This window comes from Streptomyces sp. NPDC002886, from assembly GCF_042888445.1.
GTDB lineage: Bacteria > Actinomycetota > Actinomycetes > Streptomycetales > Streptomycetaceae > Streptomyces.
Genome location: NZ_JBIAPV010000004.1, coordinates 409,220 through 425,739, shown reverse-complemented (window position 1 = coordinate 425,739; position 16,520 = coordinate 409,220). Strand labels below are relative to the sequence as shown.

Annotated in this window: 14 protein-coding genes; 8 read left to right on the top strand and 6 right to left on the bottom strand. The window is 73.0% G+C overall.

Annotation, left to right across the window (positions count from 1 at the left end; genetic code table 11):
- Positions 1-120 precede the first annotated feature (120 nt).
- Complete coding sequence (locus ACFYYB_RS20260) at positions 121-666, bottom strand: MarR family winged helix-turn-helix transcriptional regulator (RefSeq protein WP_389436573.1); 546 nt, start codon at positions 664-666, stop codon at positions 121-123.
- Positions 667-761: 95 nt separating this feature from the next.
- Between ACFYYB_RS20260 and ACFYYB_RS20255 the strand changes: the two genes are divergently transcribed.
- Complete coding sequence (locus ACFYYB_RS20255) at positions 762-1,892, top strand: NADH:flavin oxidoreductase (RefSeq protein ID WP_389436572.1); 1,131 nt, start codon at positions 762-764, stop codon at positions 1,890-1,892.
- Between the two features lie 71 nt (positions 1,893-1,963).
- Here the strand turns inward: ACFYYB_RS20255 and ACFYYB_RS20250 are convergent, their stop codons facing one another.
- The 3 genes from ACFYYB_RS20250 to ACFYYB_RS20240 all read right to left on the bottom strand — a co-directional run bounded on the left by ACFYYB_RS20250 (position 1,964) and on the right by ACFYYB_RS20240 (position 3,757).
- On the bottom strand, positions 1,964-2,467 hold the full coding sequence (locus tag ACFYYB_RS20250) for a DinB family protein (RefSeq protein ID WP_389436571.1): 504 nt from the start codon (positions 2,465-2,467) through the stop codon (positions 1,964-1,966).
- Between the two features lie 97 nt (positions 2,468-2,564).
- Positions 2,565-3,176 (bottom strand): hypothetical protein, encoded by a 612-nt coding sequence (locus ACFYYB_RS20245; protein WP_389436570.1) that lies wholly within the window; start codon positions 3,174-3,176, stop codon positions 2,565-2,567.
- A gap of 203 nt (positions 3,177-3,379) precedes the next feature.
- Complete coding sequence (locus ACFYYB_RS20240) at positions 3,380-3,757, bottom strand: hypothetical protein (protein ID WP_389436569.1); 378 nt, start codon at positions 3,755-3,757, stop codon at positions 3,380-3,382.
- Between the two features lie 345 nt (positions 3,758-4,102).
- Here ACFYYB_RS20240 and ACFYYB_RS20235 point away from each other — a divergent pair, with 345 nt between their 5' ends.
- From ACFYYB_RS20235 to ACFYYB_RS20210, 6 genes are all read left to right on the top strand, one after another.
- Positions 4,103-5,188, top strand: coding sequence for a glycosyl hydrolase (locus ACFYYB_RS20235; RefSeq protein WP_389436568.1), 1,086 nt, complete (start codon positions 4,103-4,105; stop codon positions 5,186-5,188).
- Complete coding sequence (locus tag ACFYYB_RS20230) at positions 5,139-5,558, top strand: DUF5990 family protein (RefSeq protein ID WP_389436567.1); 420 nt, start codon at positions 5,139-5,141, stop codon at positions 5,556-5,558. The genes ACFYYB_RS20235 and ACFYYB_RS20230 overlap by 50 nt, the downstream gene beginning before the upstream one ends.
- 203 nt (positions 5,559-5,761) lie before the next feature.
- Entirely contained in the window at positions 5,762-7,042 is a 1,281-nt protein-coding gene (locus ACFYYB_RS20225) for an alpha/beta hydrolase family protein (RefSeq protein WP_389436566.1), read from the top strand.
- A 143-nt stretch (positions 7,043-7,185) separates the two neighbouring features.
- Positions 7,186-7,536, top strand: coding sequence for a YciI family protein (locus ACFYYB_RS20220; protein WP_389436565.1), 351 nt, complete (start codon positions 7,186-7,188; stop codon positions 7,534-7,536).
- Between the two features lie 62 nt (positions 7,537-7,598).
- Entirely contained in the window at positions 7,599-8,903 is a 1,305-nt protein-coding gene (locus ACFYYB_RS20215) for an RNA polymerase sigma factor (RefSeq protein ID WP_389437220.1), read from the top strand.
- A 179-nt stretch (positions 8,904-9,082) separates the two neighbouring features.
- Entirely contained in the window at positions 9,083-11,722 is a 2,640-nt protein-coding gene (locus tag ACFYYB_RS20210; protein WP_389436564.1) for a SpoIIE family protein phosphatase, read from the top strand.
- A 10-nt stretch (positions 11,723-11,732) separates the two neighbouring features.
- Here ACFYYB_RS20210 and ACFYYB_RS20205 read toward each other — a convergent pair whose 3' ends face one another.
- Positions 11,733-12,770, bottom strand: coding sequence for a PP2C family protein-serine/threonine phosphatase (locus tag ACFYYB_RS20205; protein ID WP_389436563.1), 1,038 nt, complete (start codon positions 12,768-12,770; stop codon positions 11,733-11,735).
- A 298-nt stretch (positions 12,771-13,068) separates the two neighbouring features.
- Here ACFYYB_RS20205 and ACFYYB_RS20200 point away from each other — a divergent pair, with 298 nt between their 5' ends.
- Positions 13,069-13,944 (top strand): hypothetical protein, encoded by an 876-nt coding sequence (locus ACFYYB_RS20200; RefSeq protein WP_389436561.1) that lies wholly within the window; start codon positions 13,069-13,071, stop codon positions 13,942-13,944.
- Positions 13,945-13,988: 44 nt separating this feature from the next.
- On the opposite strand, the gene ACFYYB_RS20195 is transcribed toward ACFYYB_RS20200, so the two are convergent.
- Complete coding sequence (locus tag ACFYYB_RS20195; protein WP_389436559.1) at positions 13,989-16,478, bottom strand: SpoIIE family protein phosphatase; 2,490 nt, start codon at positions 16,476-16,478, stop codon at positions 13,989-13,991.
- Positions 16,479-16,520: the final 42 nt, after the last annotated feature.

Here is a 16,520-nt window from a genome sequence, read left to right as displayed (position 1 = left end):
CGGAGCAGCCCTTCGGCGGGGTCCTCGTACGGGCCGACTGCGAACGGCAAGCCGAGCAGCCGCAAGCCGATCAGCCGCAGGGCGGTCGGCGCGCGACGAAGGCCGGGCTCCCGCCGGGCCTCACGGTGCCGGTGCCTGCGCGGCCGGGGCGTTGTGCGGGGACCGCGGGTGGCACCCGGCGCGGGGGCCGCCGTCCTCGGTGCGCGGCCAGGGTCGCCCTTCGACGGCCTCGGCGCTGCGGTTGAGGCGGACGAGGGCGTCCTCCAGCTGCCGCACTTCCTCGGGGGACCAGTCGGCGACCACTCGGGCCAGGCAGGACTGGTTGACCTCGCGGTCTTCGGTGAGCCGGCGCCCGCCCTCGTCCGTGATGCGCAGCTTGCGGGCCATGCCGCCGTCCGGATCGGGGACGCGCTCGGCCAGTCCGCAGCGGAGCAGCGCGGCCGTCTGGCGGTTCACGGTCGAGGTGTCGAGCCCGAACGCGTCCGACAACTGCCCGATGGACATGGGGCCTTGTGTGTCGATCCGGCTGAGCAGCAGGTACGCCGACCGCTCCAGGCGCTCGGGGTCGCGATCGCGCCGGGCCAGCACCTGGTGCCGCGCGAGCAGCATCAGCTCCCGCTCCAGTTTCTCCAGCACTGCGCCTCCCCGCTCCTTGCGACGTCCCATTGTCGCGGACGCTGCAATATGCATGATACATAACGTGTGTACTATGCACTTCTCGTCGTCATCCGGCGAGCCGCAGCTCAATCCGGAGGACCCGCATGACCGTCACCACGTCCACCGCCTCCCGCGCGGCCGAGATCCTGTCCCGGCCCATCGAACTGAACGGCCTGACCGTCCCCAACCGCATCGCGATGGCGCCGATGACGCGGATGTTCTCCCCCGGCGGCGTGCCCGGTGAAGACGTGCGGGCGTACTACGCCAGCCGGGCCGCGGCGGGTGTCGGCCTGATCGTCACCGAGGGCACGTACGTCGGTCACGACTCCGCCGGGCAGAACGACCGGGTGCCGCGGTTCCACGGCGAGGACCAGCTGGCGGGGTGGGCGAAGGTCGCCGAGGCCGTGCACGCGTCGGGCGGCACCATCGTGCCCCAGCTGTGGCACATAGGCATGGTGCGCAAGCAGGGCGAGGCGCCGTACGCCGAGGCCCCCGCCGTGGGGCCCTCCGGCATCCGCGTCGACGGCACCGAGGGGACCGGCAAGGCGATGACCCGCGCCGACCTCGACGACGTCATCGGGGCGTTCGCGGACGCGGCGGCGGAGGCGGAGCGGATCGGCTTCGACGGTGTCGAACTGCACGGCGCCCACGGCTACCTGATCGACCAGTTCCTGTGGGAGCGGACCAACCGCCGCACCGACGCCTACGGCGGCGACGCGGTGGCCCGTACGAAGTTCGCCGCTGAGGTCGTCGCCGCGGTGCGCGAGCGCGTCGCGGCCGACTTCCCGGTGATCTTCCGCTTCTCCCAGTGGAAGCAGGAGGCCTACGACGGGCGGCTCGCGCAGACGCCGGAGGAGCTGGAGGCGATCCTGGCCCCGCTGACGGCGGCCGGCGTGGACGCGTTCCACGCCTCCACCCGGCGCTACTGGATCCCGGAGTTCGAGGGCTCGGACCTGAACCTGGCGGGCTGGACCAAGAAGCTCACTGGCCGGCCGACCATCACCGTCGGCTCGGTCGGCCTCGACGGCGACTTCCTGCGCGCCTTCGCCGGCGAAGGCGCGGCACTCGGCGACATCGACAACCTCCTGGACCGCATGGAGCGGGAGGAGTTCGACATGGTCGCCGTCGGCCGGGCGCTGCTCCAGGACCCCCAGTGGGCGGCGAAGGTCCTGGGCAACCGCTTCGACGAGCTCGAGCCGTACGACGCGGCGGCGCTCAGGTCGCTCAGCCGGTAGCCACTGGCCGTTTGGCTTTTGGCTTTTGGTTTGTGGCCGGACGATCCCGTCCGCACGGCCGGCCCGCGCATCTAGGAGCCGGTCGTGCCGTCGAGCATCTCGCGCAGGATGTCCAGGTGGCCGTTGTGCCGGGCCGTCTCCTCGGTGAGGTGGAGGAGAATCCAGCGCAGGTCGACGCGCAACCCCTTGCGGACGGTCTCGGCCCGCTGGTCCAGGGGCGCCGCGGCGACCAGTTCGCGGTAACGAGTGCTCTGCTCGGCGTATTCGTCGAGGAGCTGCGCCAGCGGGAAGTCGACGGCGATCCGCATCTCGCGGTCGGGATCTTCGTCGGTCCAGGGGCCCTGGTCCTCCTCGCCGAGGAAGATCACTTGGAACCAGTAGTACTCGACCCAGCGCAGGTGGTTGATCAGTCCGCTCAGGGTCATCAGCGGTGAGCCTGGCAGGAGCGCCTTGCGGGCGTTCTCGGCGGAGACGCCTTCGCACTTGGCGAGGGCGGTGCTCCGTGCGTAGTCGAGGAACGTGGTGAGCTGGGTGCGCTCGTCCCACGCGGGAGGTACGTCGTCGATTCTGGTCATCCCGCGAAGGATCACCGATCGACGCGATGGGTGTCGAGGCATTTTCCGACGGGGCCGCCCGCGCCTCCCGGCCCCGTCCTCTTCCCCGCCGCGCCCGTCAGGGCTTCAGGCCCGCCCGCCTGAGGGCGATCTCGGACAGATCGGCGATGACCTGCGGGTCGCCGCGGCGCCAGGCGTCGGCGAGGCCGCCCGCGGGGGTGGGGATCGCGGCGAGGGCGCGCGGCGGTCCGGTGAGGGCGCGCAGGGCGAGCAGGTCGGCGCCTCCGGGTGCGTCGAGGAGGTCCCGGATGGTGGCGCTGCGGCGGATCCAGCGCACGCGCAGGGGAAGCCACAGCAGCAGGACGAAGGCCACCGGGAGGACGATCAGGGCGAGCGTGGCCAGGTTGGCCACCTGGCTGACGACGTCCTGCAGCGACCGTCCCGCGTCGGCGAGTCCGACGCCGGCGTCGGCCGCGGACCGGAACGGCTTCCTCAGGAGGTCGCCGACGAGCGGCACGCCGGAGGCGGTGTCGCCGGCTTCGGTGAGGGAGTCGGCCAGGCCTTGGCCGGAGCTTTCGACCTTCCGTCCGGGTTCGGCCAGCCGCATGATCGCGCCGCGGACGGTCAGGGCGAACGTCACCGCGGCGGCGATCAGCAGGACGGCGAACAGGTCCGCGAGGATCTGCCGGTTCCGCCGCGCGGGGGTCTGGGCGTAGAGGCGCATGGGCATGGGCTGCTCCTGTTCCGGCGCCGGCGGCAGGGGTCGGCCGGTCGCTCGACCGTATGCCGGACTCGGCCGTCAGCTGGTGTCCCGTCGGTGTGCGGCCGTGACACGTCGCCGAGTTGGCGCAGTGTCCCTACCCCGACGCCACCGGCGGAACCGGCGGACTTGCCGGTCCCGTTCCGAGCGACCGGGTCCGTACCGGCCCCGGGTCAGCCCTCGGCGGGAACCGCGGCGAACACGGGGGCGCCGACGGCCCGGTCCAGGCGGTATCGCCTGAGCGACCGGTCGAAGCGGGCGCGGCTGCCCGGCCGGACTCCGCGGAGGTCGGCGATCAGCGCACCGTCCGGCACCCGGGCGGCGAGGCGCGCGACGACCGGGTCAGGGCTGCCGCGCAGTGCGGCCGCGGGGTGCAGCGGCAGTTCGGGGCCGTCCAGTTGCAAGAGGTCCCAGAAATCGTCGGCGTACGGCTGGACGCCCTCCTCGAAGCCGGTCTCCTCGACCAGTTCCTCCGCCGTGCCGATGAGCCGGTCGAGCCAGTGCGGCAGCGAGTCGGCCTCGACGTGGAGGCCGCCCTCGCGGTACTGCATCAGGACCTGGCCCCACCGGCCGTCGGCCTCGATGTCGACCCGGGTGACGCCGCCGCCCCCGTCGTCGGTGACCAGCCAGTGGGGGTGCGGCAGGCCGTGGTCGTGTCACCGGAGATCATCCGGCCACGCTACAGCCGGCCCGGCCCGGCCCCGTGTCGCAGCCGGGGGGGGGCTCCGCACCGGGCTCGCGCCGGCGCGCCGGTGGGGTTTCACCTGGTCGGGTCAAGCGAGGGCGGGTGGCTGCCGCGAATGGCCCAGCATCGGGACACCGGGCGGGCCGGACATCGGATGAGAGGCCTAACGTCGCTCGCAGAGACATCGGTGCGCGCGGCTTGTGGAGGTGTCATGTCCCGTCGAGGCGGCCTGCTGGCGGGCGTCTGCGCGACCACGGTCGCCGTCGGCCTGCTCCTGACCGGGGGCGCCCGGGGCGGCCCGACGCCGCCGCGGCAGGACTCCGGCGCACATGCCGGGAGCGGGGTCGCGGTGGGTGCCTACCTGCACTACGGATCGCCGGGCGTCGAGCGGATGCAGGGGCTCTCGCGCTGGCTCGGGGGTACGGAGCTGCGTGCCGGGCACACCTACCTGCCGGGCGACACCTGGGCGAACATCGAGGGGGCGCCCGATTCCCTGCGGAGCTGGGCGCGGTGGCGCAACGCGAGAGCCGACCGGCTGTTCGTGCTGAACGTGCCCATGCAGGAGCGCAACGAGGCCCGCTTCCCCGACGCCCGGGTCGCCGAGCTGATCCGCACCGGCGCGCGGGGCACGTACGACCACCACTTCCGGCGGCTGGCCGAGCGCCTGGTCGACCTCGACGTGCCGGACACGGTGATCGTGCTCGGCTGGGAGATGAACGGCTTCGACTACACCCACCGGTGCCGGCCCGATCCCGAGAACTGGAAGAAGTACTGGCGGCGCATCGTGGCCGCCATGCGCTCCGTCAAGGGGCAGGACTTCCGTTTCGACTTCGCCCCCAACCGCGGCGGGGACGCGATCGCGTGGACCCGCTGCTACCCGGGTGACGACGTGGTCGATGTCGTCGGAATGGACTCGTACGACCAGGAACCCGGCCGGACCTTCGACGAGCAGGTCACCCAGCCCTACGGGCTGCGGCACCAGGTCGATTTCGCCAGGGCGCACGGCAAGGAGACCTCCTACCCCGAGTGGGGGCTGTTCCGGCACGGAGACAACCCCGAGTACGTGCGGCGCATGCTGGAATGGATCAAGGAGACCGGGCCGCTTTACCACAGCATCACGGACTTCTGCCCGCACGGAGTGTGGCAGTGCGGGCAGAATCCGCGCTCCTCGCAGGTGTTCCGGGATCTCCTTTCGGGTCGCAGGGCGGGGAGCGGCTGGGTGGCGGGTGCGTGGCAGGGTGGAACGCATGCCCTCACTCCTGCTCCGCATCGTCGGTCGAGATCTCCCCGGTCGTGAATGCGGCGGATACCGGGACGTCCATGTCGCCGTGCAGCGCGGGCGCGAGCCCGAAGGAACCGTTCCCGGGGACGCCGCGGAGGCGGTCTGGGAGTTCGCCGTGGAGGTGGTCGCCTCACCGGACGGGACCCGGGACTTCCGCGGACCTCACGTCCACGGGCGGCGCGGGGGCCGGTTCCTGTACCTGACGTGGGGGGAGCTGCGGGACGGTGGGGCGTTCACGATGTTCCGCCGGGCCAAGCTGCTGCTCGACGACCTCCCGCCGCAGGTCATCGAACGGGGCGCGGCGGAAGCGGAGCTACGCCTGACGGACCGCTGCGGGATGCCCGTGTGCGCCGCGGTGCGCCCACCCGGGGTCATCTGGAGCTGAACGGATACGGAGTCGTGTGGCCCGGCTACCGGACGGCATCGCCGGACGCATCGGCCACCGGGCGTAAACCCGTGGATCTACGCCCCCGCGCCGTGTACATCGGTGAGCCGATGCCGCCCCGGAGGGCACGTGACAGCGTTCCCCTGTGCCCACGGACCTTCCGTCGAGGCATGGTTGACGATGCGTCACCACAGGAGGGGACCATGACCACGCCCATGACCAGGCCCGTGTCCACGCCCATGACCGACCCCATGTACGCGCCCGTGAACACCACACCGTTCATCCCCCGCGAGGGCATGACGCGCCGCCGCGTGCTGGGAGCCGCGCTGGCCGTCGGCGCCGCCGTACCGCTCGTCGCCGCCGGCCCCGTGTGGGCCCACCCGGCAGGGTCCGCCGCCGAGGACCCGAAGCGGCTCACGCTGCCCGCGCCGACCGGGCCGCATCCCGTGGGCACGGTCCAGCTGCACCTCGTCGACCGGTCGCGCCCGGACGCGATCGCGGGGCCCGGCAGGTTCCGCGAGCTGATGGCCACCGTCTGGTACCCGGCGCGGGACGTCACGCGGTACCCGGTGGCGCCCTGGATGCCGGCCGGGGCCTTCCAGGCGTTCCTCGACGACGTCGGGTTCGGTGATCTGGCCTCCCTGGGGCCGCTCACGGCCGGCCACGTGGGCGCGCCGGTGCTCCGGTCGGGCCGCCGGCTGCCCGTCGTCGTGTTCTCGCACGGCGCGCGCAGCCACCAGGGCGACCACACCGTCATGGTCCAGGAGTTCGCCAGTCACGGATACGCGGCCGTGACGATCGCGCACCAGTACGACACGTACACCGAGTTTCCCGACGGCCGCGTCGCCGTCCCGCTCCGCGACGGGCGGGCGCCGACACTGCCCGGGGACTACGCCGCCGACCTGCGGTTCGTCCTCGACTGCGTCGAGCGGATCGCCGCGGGGTGCAATCCGGACGTCGACCACAAGAAGCTGCCGGCCGGGCTGCTCGGCTCGCTCGACCCGCGACGCACGGGCGCCTTCGGCTGGTCGAAGGGCGGGACGGCCACCGCCTGCGCGACGCTCGCGGACGAGCGCATCCGGGCCGGGCTGAGCCTCGACGCCCCGATGGAGATGAAACCGCCGCTGGCCGGCCACCTGGACCGGCCGTTCATGATGATGTCCGCGGACTTCGGCCGGGCCACGCACCCCGCGGTCGCCGCGTTCTGGTCGCTCCTGCGGGGCCGGCGGCTGGATCTTCGGGCCGAGGGAGCCGTGCACATCTCCTACGGCGACAACGAGGCGCTGTTCCCGCAAGTGGCGAAGCTGTACGGGTGGACTGGGAAGCAGCTCCAGGACACGATCGGCACCCTGGATCCCGACCAGGCGGTGCGGATCCAGCAGGCCTATCCGCTCGCGTTCTTCGACGAGCACCTGCGCCGCCGTCCGGGGCACCTGCTCGACGGACCGTCCCCGGCCTTCCCGGCGGTGACGTTCCTCCCCTGAGTCCCCGGGACGGCGCCGCCGCCCCGGAGAAAATATCTTGGGAGCGGTGTCGATCCGCCCCCGTCCCGTTCGTCGTCATGGTGTGTGGCCACCCGCCGCACGAGGAAACGACAGGCCCGACAGGGCCTGGGAGGAGCCCGACCATGAAGTACATGCTGCTGATCAACGCTGGTGCGATCGCCGAGGACGGCGGGGCCGCCGAGTGCACCGTCGAGGACTGGATGGTCTACGACAAGGAGGTCAGGGAGGCCGGGATCTGGGTGTCCGGGGAGTCGCTCGCGGACCTGGTCACCGCCACGACGGTGCGGGTCGGCGAGGACGGCACCCGGGCCGTCACCGACGGGCCGTTCGCGGAGAGCCGCGAGGTCCTCGGCGGCTTCTACGTCATCGACGTACCGGACCTGGACGTCGCGCTGGACTGGGCCGCCCGCTGCCCCGGCGCGCGCGGCAGCGGGTCGGTCGTGGTCCGTCCGATCGCCGATTTCGGGGTCTGACGTTGAGGGACGAGGGAACCGGGGACGAGAGGATCGCGGACGAGGGAACCGGGGACGAGGGGATCGCCGGGCGCGAGCCGTCCGACGGGTCCGTCGACCGGTCTTCCGCCAGGTCCTCCGTGGAGGCGGTGTTCCGGGAGGAGCGCGGCCGGCTCCTCGCTTCCCTCGTCCGCCGCTTCGGCGACCTCGACCTGGCCGAAGAGGTCACCTCGGAGGCCGTCGAGGCGGCTCTGGTGCACTGGCCCGTCGAGGGGGTTCCCTCCAGGCCCGGCGCCTGGCTGCTCACCACGGCCCGGCGCAAGGCCGTCGACCGCCTGCGCCGGGACCAGGCGTACGCCGCCCGGCTCGCCATCCTCCAGGTGGAGGCGGAGCGGGCCGACCCGGCCCCGCCCGCGGACACCGACGGCGGGCTGCCCGACGAGCGCCTGCAGATGTTCTTCACGTGCGCCCACCCCGCGCTCGCGGCCGAGGACCGCACGGCGCTGACCCTGCGCTGCCTGGCCGGTCTGACGACGCCCGAGGTGGCGCGCGCCTTCCTGGTGCCGCCCGCGACGATGGCGCAGCGGATCGTACGGGCCAAGAGGAAGATCCGCGAGGCGCGCATCCCCTTCCGGGTACCCGGCTCCGACGAGCTGCCCGAGCGCCTGCCCGGAGTGCTCCAGGTCGTCTACTCGGTCTTCACCGAGGGGTACGCCGCCAGCTCGGGCCCGCTGCTGCAACGGCTCGACCTGGCCGAGGAGGCCATCCGGCTGGCGCGGATCCTGCACCGGCTGCTGCCCGCCGAGCGGGAGGTCGACGGCCTGCTCGCCCTGATGCTCCTGATCCACGCCAGGCGCGATGCCCGGACCGGCCCGGACGGCGAGCCCGTGCTGCTCGACGACCAGGACCGCGGCCGCTGGGACCGGTCGATGATCGAGGAGGGCCGGGGCCTGGTGGTCCGCGCGCTGACCGGCGGGCCACCCGGCCCGTACGGGGTGCAGGCCGCCATCGCCGCTCTGCACGACGAGGCCGCCGACCTCGCCGGCACCGACTGGCCGCAGGTCGTCGCGCTCTACGACGTCCTGCTCGCGCTGGCTCCGTCCCCCGTCGTCGCGCTGAACCGGGCGGTGGCGGTGGCCATGCGCGACGGCCCGCAAGCCGGCCTGACCCTGCTCGACGGCCTCGCCGGCGAGCAGCAGCTGCGCGGCCACCACCCGTACCCGGCCGCCCGCGGGGACCTGCTGCACCGGCTCGGCCGGCTTACCGAGGCCGCGGCGGCCTACCGGGAAGCGCTCGACCTGGCCGGCACCGAACCGGAACGCGCCCACCTCCGGCGCAGGCTGGCCGCGGTGCTGCCGCCCGGGCCCGATGGCGGTTCCGGTTCCTGACACGGACTCGTCGGGGGTCGTACGGGGTCATACGGGGCCGCACAGGGCGGTGACCTCCTGCTCGGCGGCCGACGGCGGGCGGGTACCTCGCCCGGCACGGCCTTCTTACCCACGACGGACGGTCGGCAGTGCTACAACTGGTTTGTGACCTCTCCTTGTAACCCGTACCGGGGACGTCGGTGCGGTCACTGAGCGGCAATCGCCCGCGAAGCGTCGCCCGGCAGGTCTTCGTCCTGCAGGTGGCGGTCGTGGTGCTGCTCGCCGCCGGTGCCGTGCTGGCGCTGGTGCTCCAGTCGCGCCACGACATCGACCGCGAGGCCCGCAGCCGTTCCGTGGCGGTGGCGGAGACCTTCGCGCGCTCGCTGGGGCTGCAGGAGGCCCTGCGCTCACCCGACCCCTCCGCGATCCTCCAACCCCTCGCCGAGTCGACGCGCAAGGCCACGGGGGTGGACTTCATCGTGGTGATGGACACCGAGGGGATCCGCTACACCCACCCCCTGCCGGACCGCATCGGCAAGCGGTTCGTGGGGACGATCGCGCCCTCGCTCGCCGGTCACGTGTACACGGAGAGCGTCGACGGTCCGCTGGGCAACGAGATCCAGGCCGTGGTGCCGGTGTTCTCCGACGACGGCCGGGTCGTGGCACTGGTGTCGGCCGGCCTCACCGTCAAGAACCTCACCGGAGCGGTCGACCGGCAGCTCCCCGTGATCCTCGGTGTCGCCGCGACCGGCCTCGCCCTGGCCACCGGGGGAGCGGCACTGATCAGCAGACGCCTCCGGCGCCAGACCCACGGCCTGGGCCCCCTGGAGATGACCCGGATGTACGAGCACCACGACGCGGTGCTCCACTCCGTCCGCGAGGGGGTGCTGATCACCGACGGCACGGGGCGGCTGCTGCTCGCGAACGACGAGGCGAAGCGGCTCCTGCGGCTTTCCCCCGGTGCCGAAGGGGCCCTCATCCGGGACCTGCCCGGCCTCGACCGGCAGGTGTCCGAGCTCCTGCTGTCCGGTCGGGAGGCCACCGACGAGGTGCACGAGGCCGGCGACCGGCTGCTGGTGATCAGCCAGCGGCCGACCCGGACCGGCGGCGGACCCGAGGGCGCGGCCGTCACCATCCGTGACTCCACCGAGCTGCGCGTGCTCAGCGCGCGGGCCGACGCGGCCCACAGGCGGCTGAAGCTGCTGTACGACGCCGGGACCGGCATCGGCACCACCCTCGACGTGGAGCGGACGGCCCAAGAGCTCGCCGACGTCGCCGTACCGCGCTTCGCCGACTTCGCCACCGTGGACCTGGCCGAGACCGTGCTCCACGGGGACGAGCCCGACCCGGACTCGGACCTGCGCCGTACCGGGGTCAGCGGCATCCGCGACGACTCGCCGCTCTATCCGCGCGGCAGGCTGATCGACTTCCTGCCCTCCACACCGCAGGCCCGCGGTTTCGCGAGCGGCCGGGCCGAGGTGGTGGCCGACCTGGCCGACGCGCCCGGCTGGCACGCCCAGGACCCGCGCCGGGCCCGGGAGATCGTCGACTTCGGGATCCACTCCCTGATCACGGCCCCCCTCACGGCCCGCGGGGTCACCCTCGGCGTGGCCAACTTCTGGCGCTCGCGCAAGCCCGAACCCTTCAACGAAGACGACCTCTCGCTCGCCGAGGAGCTCGTGGCGCGGGCGGGCGTCACCATCGACAACGCCCGCCGCTACACCCGCGAGCACGCCCTGGCGGTGACGCTCCAGCACAGCCTGCTGCCCCGGGAGCTGCCCGAGCAGAGTGCCGTGGAGGTGGCGCACTACTACCTGCCCGCCCACTCCGGGGTCGGCGGCGACTGGTTCGACGTGATCCCGCTGCCCGGCAGCCGGGTCGCCCTGGTCGTGGGCGACGTCGTCGGCCACGGACTGCGCGCCGCGGCGACCATGGGCCAGCTGCGTACGGCCGTCATCAACTTCTCGTCCCTGGACCTTCCCCCCGACGAACTGCTGGCGCGCCTCGACGACCTGGTCCAGTACATCGACCAGAGCGGGGAGGGCGGCGTCACCGACGGCGAGCTGATCGGGGCGACCTGCCTGTACGCCGTGTACGACCCGGTGACCCAGCGGTGCACGATGGCCCGCGCGGGGCACGTACCCCCCTTCGTGGTGCGTCCCGACGGAACGGCGGAGATGCCCGACCTGCCCCCGGGCGCACCGCTGGGGCTGGGCGGGTTCCCCTTCGAGTCGGCGGAGCTGGACCTGAGCGAGGGCTCGCAGCTGGTGCTCTACACCGACGGCCTGATCGAGGACCCGGGCCGCGACATCGACGAGGGCCTGGAGCTGCTCCGCTCGGCCCTCTCCCACGCCGGCCCGGGGCCCCACGAGACCTGCCGCGCGGTCCTGAAGGAGCTGATGCCGGTGCGCCCGCGGGACGACGTGGCCGTCCTCATCGCGCAGACGCACGCGCTGGGCGCGGACCGCATCGCCGACTGGGAGGTGCCGTTCGAGCCGACGGCCGTGGGGGGCGTGCGGGCCCGCGCGGTGAAGAAGCTCGACGAATGGGGCCTGTCCGAGCTCGCCTTCGGCACGGAACTCGTACTGAGCGAGCTGGTCACGAACGCCATCCGGCACGGCAGCGCACCGGTCCGCGTCCGGCTACTGAACGACGGCAGGCTGCTGACCTGCGAAGTCTCCGACGGAAGTAGTACCGCACCCCACCTGCGGTACGCCGCTACCACCGACGAAGGGGGTCGGGGGCTCTTCCTGGTGGCCCAGATCGGCGGCCGATGGGGCACCAGGTACACGCCCACCGGGAAGATCATCTGGTCCGAGCAGCCGCTGCCGGAGCACTGAGCGGTCGGGCTCAGGTCAGGCTCCGGCGTACCGCGAGGGCGGCGACGTCGTCCTCGAGGCGTCCGCGCCTATAGCGCAGGAGATCGCGGTGAAGGGCCGTGAGCAGTTCGCGGGGCGGTGTCGTCGGCTGCCGGAGCATCCAGCTCGCCAGGGGGAAGAACTCGCCGTCTCGGGCGCGGGCCTCGGCGATCCCGTCGGTATAGAGCAGCAGCAGGTCGCCGGGTGCGAAATCGTGGCTGTCCACCGTGTAGTGATCGCCGACGAGCTCCGCGAGGCTGATGAGCGGCGAAGGATCCGCGGACTCCAGGACGCGGAGCCTCCCGCGGTGCAGGAGCATCGGCGGGGGATGTCCGCAGTTCAGGATGCCGATCCGCCCGCCCTCGTGCGGGATCTGGACGAGAAGGGCCGTGGCGAAGCGCTCCATCGCCCCCTCCGGTGGGAAGGCGGCGTTGTAACGGGTGCTGCTGGCGTCCAGCCTGCGGGCGACGTCGACCAGCTCGGTCTCGCCGTACGCCGCCTCCCGGAACGCGTTGACGATCGTCGCGGCCGCCCCCACGGCCGGAAGGCCCTTGCCGCGCACGTCACCGATGAGCAGTCTGATCCCGTACGGCGTGTCGACCACCTCGTAGAAATCCCCGCCGATGCGGGCCTCCGCCGCCGCCGCGAGATACAGGGACTCGATCTCGATGGTGCCCAGGCGGTGCGGCATGGGGCTCAGCACCACCTGCTGAGCGGCGTCGGCGACGAGCCGCACCTGGAAGAGGGTGCGCTCCCGCTGCAGCCGGACGTGGCTTCCGTACGCCGCCGCCACGGTGACCGCGATGATTCCCGCGGCCGTCCACCAGGTTCCCAGATCGGGGAAGACGAGGCTGAGGCCGATCATCAGAAGGAGACAGGCCGTCCCGAGCAGGACCGTGGGGAGGACCGGCCACATGGCGGCGGCCAGGGCCGGCGCCGCGGGGAGGAGGCGGCTGAAGGCCATGTCCGGCGGAGTCGTGTAGGCCAGGGCGGCGATGACGACGGTCAGGACGACCGGCGACAGCCGCACAAGCCTTCCCGGGCCTGGGCGCCTACGGCGCCACGGTGGTCCAGACTCGATCACAATTGTCAGGGTATCCACCGAACGGAGGCACGGCGCGCCGACGGACCGGTTCGGCTGCCCGCCCCGTCGGCCCCGCCCTGGTCACGGGATCCGCGTCAGGCGCCGGCGGACGCGCGCCGGACCGCGTCGAGGGCGCGCCGCACGTCATCCTCGGTCGTCGACCCGTGCCTGCGGTTCCCGTCCCCGAGAAGGTACGGCTCGCGGTGGCCTTACCAACTCCTTTGCGGGGGCCTACCTTTGAGGCATGGAAACTCGGCATCCCGGCCCGCTCTCGGACGTTGTGTCACCCGTGGCAGCCGGATCGCGGCTGCTGTTCGTGCCCAGCCGGGCCCGCGAGCTGGCTCGCGCGCTCGGCGGGAGCCTCATGGTCCCGCCGGTGGCCGCGGCCCCACTCCTGCTGGCCGCTCTGGTGGCCGCCGTGGTCTCGGGGAACTCGTTCTTCTGGGGCTGTCTCTGGGTCCTGCTGGCGCTCACGGCGGTCGCGGTGAGCGTGCTCGCCGTGGCCATGGTGTTCGTCACGGTCTCCACGACGGTGCGGTGGGTCGAGCTCCGCCCCCTGGGAAGTCCGGCCCAGGTCGTGATCGCCCGCTTTCTGCGTTCGTCGACCATGGCGATGGCTGATCTGCAGAGAGTCGTCGTCATCGAGCGAGTCAGTCTGGGGCAGCGAAAGTCGATCAAGGTGGTGCTGCACACCGGCAGCGAGAGGGTGGAGTGCGAACCGGCGCCGTCCGCACCGTTCTCCCGGGTCGACGCACAGGCGCTGACCGGCTGGTTGACCGAGCAGCTCGGCCGGTTCCAGGTGACGGTGGAGCGTCGGACGGAGGTCAAGCGGGACTTCCTGCGTCCGGACGAGTGGTGGACCCCGTCCCACACCGCCGAGCTGTGGCGGGTACCCGTCGGCGAGGTCGACGCCATAGCCGCCCAGCGCGGCGTCGAAGCCCATCGGTACACGCCCCGGGCACACGCGATGTACAGCCCTGCCACTTCGGTCACCGTCTACGACCCGGGCCGGGCCTACGAGGTCGCCGAAGAACTCCGCGCGGAACGCGCCGCCGGCCGGGCCGCCGACAGCACGACGGCCCCCGGCCCGGCCGGGGACGACGCGACGGATTCCCGCTGAGCCGGTCGGGAGGATCCTGACCCGGCTCGGAGACCGCGGAGCCGTCAGGGTGGGGGCAGGCTCTGCTCGGACCAGACGGTCTTGCCCTCCACGGTGTAGCGGCTGCCCCAGCGGTGCGAGAGCTGGGCGACGATGTACAGGCCGCGACCGCCCTCCTCGTGGTTCCTCGCGCGCCGCATCCTCGGCTGCGTGTTGCTGGAGTCCGAGACCTCGCAGGTCAGGGTGTCCGCCCGGATCAGCCGGAGCCGCACCGGGCCGCCGGCGTGGCGAATGGCGTTGGTGACCAGCTCGCTGACGATGAGCTCCGTGCTGAAGGCGAGCTCGTCGAGGTCCCAGGCGGTCAGCTGATCCAGGACGAGACGGCGCGCTTCGCCGACGATCGCGGGGTCGGCCTCGAGCACCCACGTCGCGAGGGAGTCTTCGTCCACCATGCGGGTACGGGCCAGCAGGAGCGTGACGTCGTCCCTCAGGCGGCCCGGCGGCAGCCCCTCCACGATGTCGTGCCGCGCCCGGCGCAGCGGCCGGCCGAGTACGTCCGTACGCAACAGGCGGTCCGCCAGGTCGCGCATTCCCTCGTCGACGTCGCCCTCTCCGCGTTCGATCAGGCCGTCGGTGTACAGGGCGAGGACGCTCCCCGGCGGCAGATCGCGTTCGACCGGCTCGAAGGGCCAGCCACCGACCCCCAGGGGCGGGCCGGGGCTCAGCTCGACGTACTCCACGGTTCCGTCCGGGCTGACCACGGCCGGAGGCGGATGCCCGGCGCTCGCCATCACGCACCTTCCGGTGACCGGGTCGTAGACGGCGTACAGGCAGGTGGCGCCGGCCGGTCCGATGCGCAGCAGCGTGCCCGCGTCGCCCTCGTCCGCGTCCTCGCTGTCGGCCTCGGCGACGACCTGCAGGACCATGTCGTCCACGTGCGCCAGCAGTTCCTCCGGTTCCAGCTCCAGGTCCGCCATCGCGCGTACGGCGCTGCGCAGGCGACCCATCATGGCCGTGGCGTGCAGCCCGTGACCGGTGACGTCCCCGACCACCAGGGCGACACGGGCCGACGACAGGGGGATGACGTCGAACCAGTCGCCGCCGACTCCGCTCTCCGCGTCGGCGGGCAGGTAGAGGCCGGCGGCCTCCAGCGCGGGCGTCTCCGCGGTGGCCGGGGGCAGCAGGCTCCGCTGCAGGCCCACGGCGGTACGGCGCTCCTTGGTGTACCGCCGCGCGTTGTCCACGGCCACGGCCGCACGGGCCGCGATCTCCTCCAGGAGCGCGAGGTCGTCCTCGTCCAGCGGGGGCGATTCCCCCGTGCGCCAGATGGTGATCCTGCCGAACCCGATGCCCCGTGCGCTCAGCGGCGCCGTCATCGCCGAATGCGCACCCGGCACGGCAGTGGCCCACTCCGGCGCCGCGTCGTCCTCGGGTCCGGGCCGGGGCTGGGGCTCGGGCTCGGGCTCGGTGGAGCGGGTCCCGAAGCCGGTGATCAGCTCCCCCCGGCACTCCCGCGCCGCGGGCGCGGCCGGACCGGCCGCCGCGGGAGGAGCCGCGAAATGGACCGTAGCCGTACGCAGCACGTCCGATTCCGCTCCCGCCACGGCCATCCGGATCAGCGGCTGCGCGGGATGCCCGTCGGCGGCCGGCTCACCGCCGGTCAGAACGGTCTCCGAGAGATCCACCGCGGCACAGTCGCCGAACGCGGGCGCCAGGATGCCGACCAGGTCCTCGACGGTGCGCAGGACGGACAGTGAGCCGCCCAGGGCCCCGGTCGCCCGGTACAGCAGGTCCAGGCGTCCGCGCGAGCGCTCGTGGTCGGTCACGTCGGTGAACACCGACGCCACGCCCATCGTCCGTCCGTCGGGCGCCTGCAGCCGGAACGCCTGGATGGTCACGAACCGGCCGCCCCGGGGATCGTCCAGCGTGCGCGCGGTCGTGTTGAAACCGATCAGGGGGATCCCGCTGCGCAGGACCCCGCGCAGCCGGTCCTCGATGATCCGCGCGTCCTCGGCCCACAGGAAGTCGCCCAGGCGCCGGCCGTGCAGGTCGACGGGGACTCCGGTGTAGGGCAGCAGGTGCGTGTTCGTCCGGAGCAGGCGCAGGTCCGCGTCGAAGAGGGCGAGGCCCACTCGGCTCTGGAGGAACAGTTCGTGCGTGAAGGCGTGGTCCTGCCGCCATCGGGCGGCCTGTTCCAGGGGCGAGCCGAGGACGAGGCAGCGGGCCGTGTCCCCGCCCTCCTCGCCGACCAGCGGGACGACGCGGAACTCGATCTCCAGGGTTCGCCCGGAGCCGTGCCGCAGGGTGGCGCGGCCCTCCCACCCGTCCCGTCCCGCCTGCTCCCGCCGCCCGCCCTGCGCCAGCACCGCTGCCCAGCCGCCCGGGTCCGCCAGGAGGTCCCGCGCCGGCCGGCCGCACACCTCCGTCGACCGGCGCTCCAGGAGGGCTTCGGCGGCCGGTGTCCAGGCGACGATCGTCCCGGCACCGTCCAGCAGCGCCGCGGCCGTGTTCGTGACAGCGAAGGGATAGTCCTGGTTGCCCTCAGTGGCGCGCATGCGTGCCCATCTCGTCCGCCGGTCCCTCTGTGCCCATGCTGG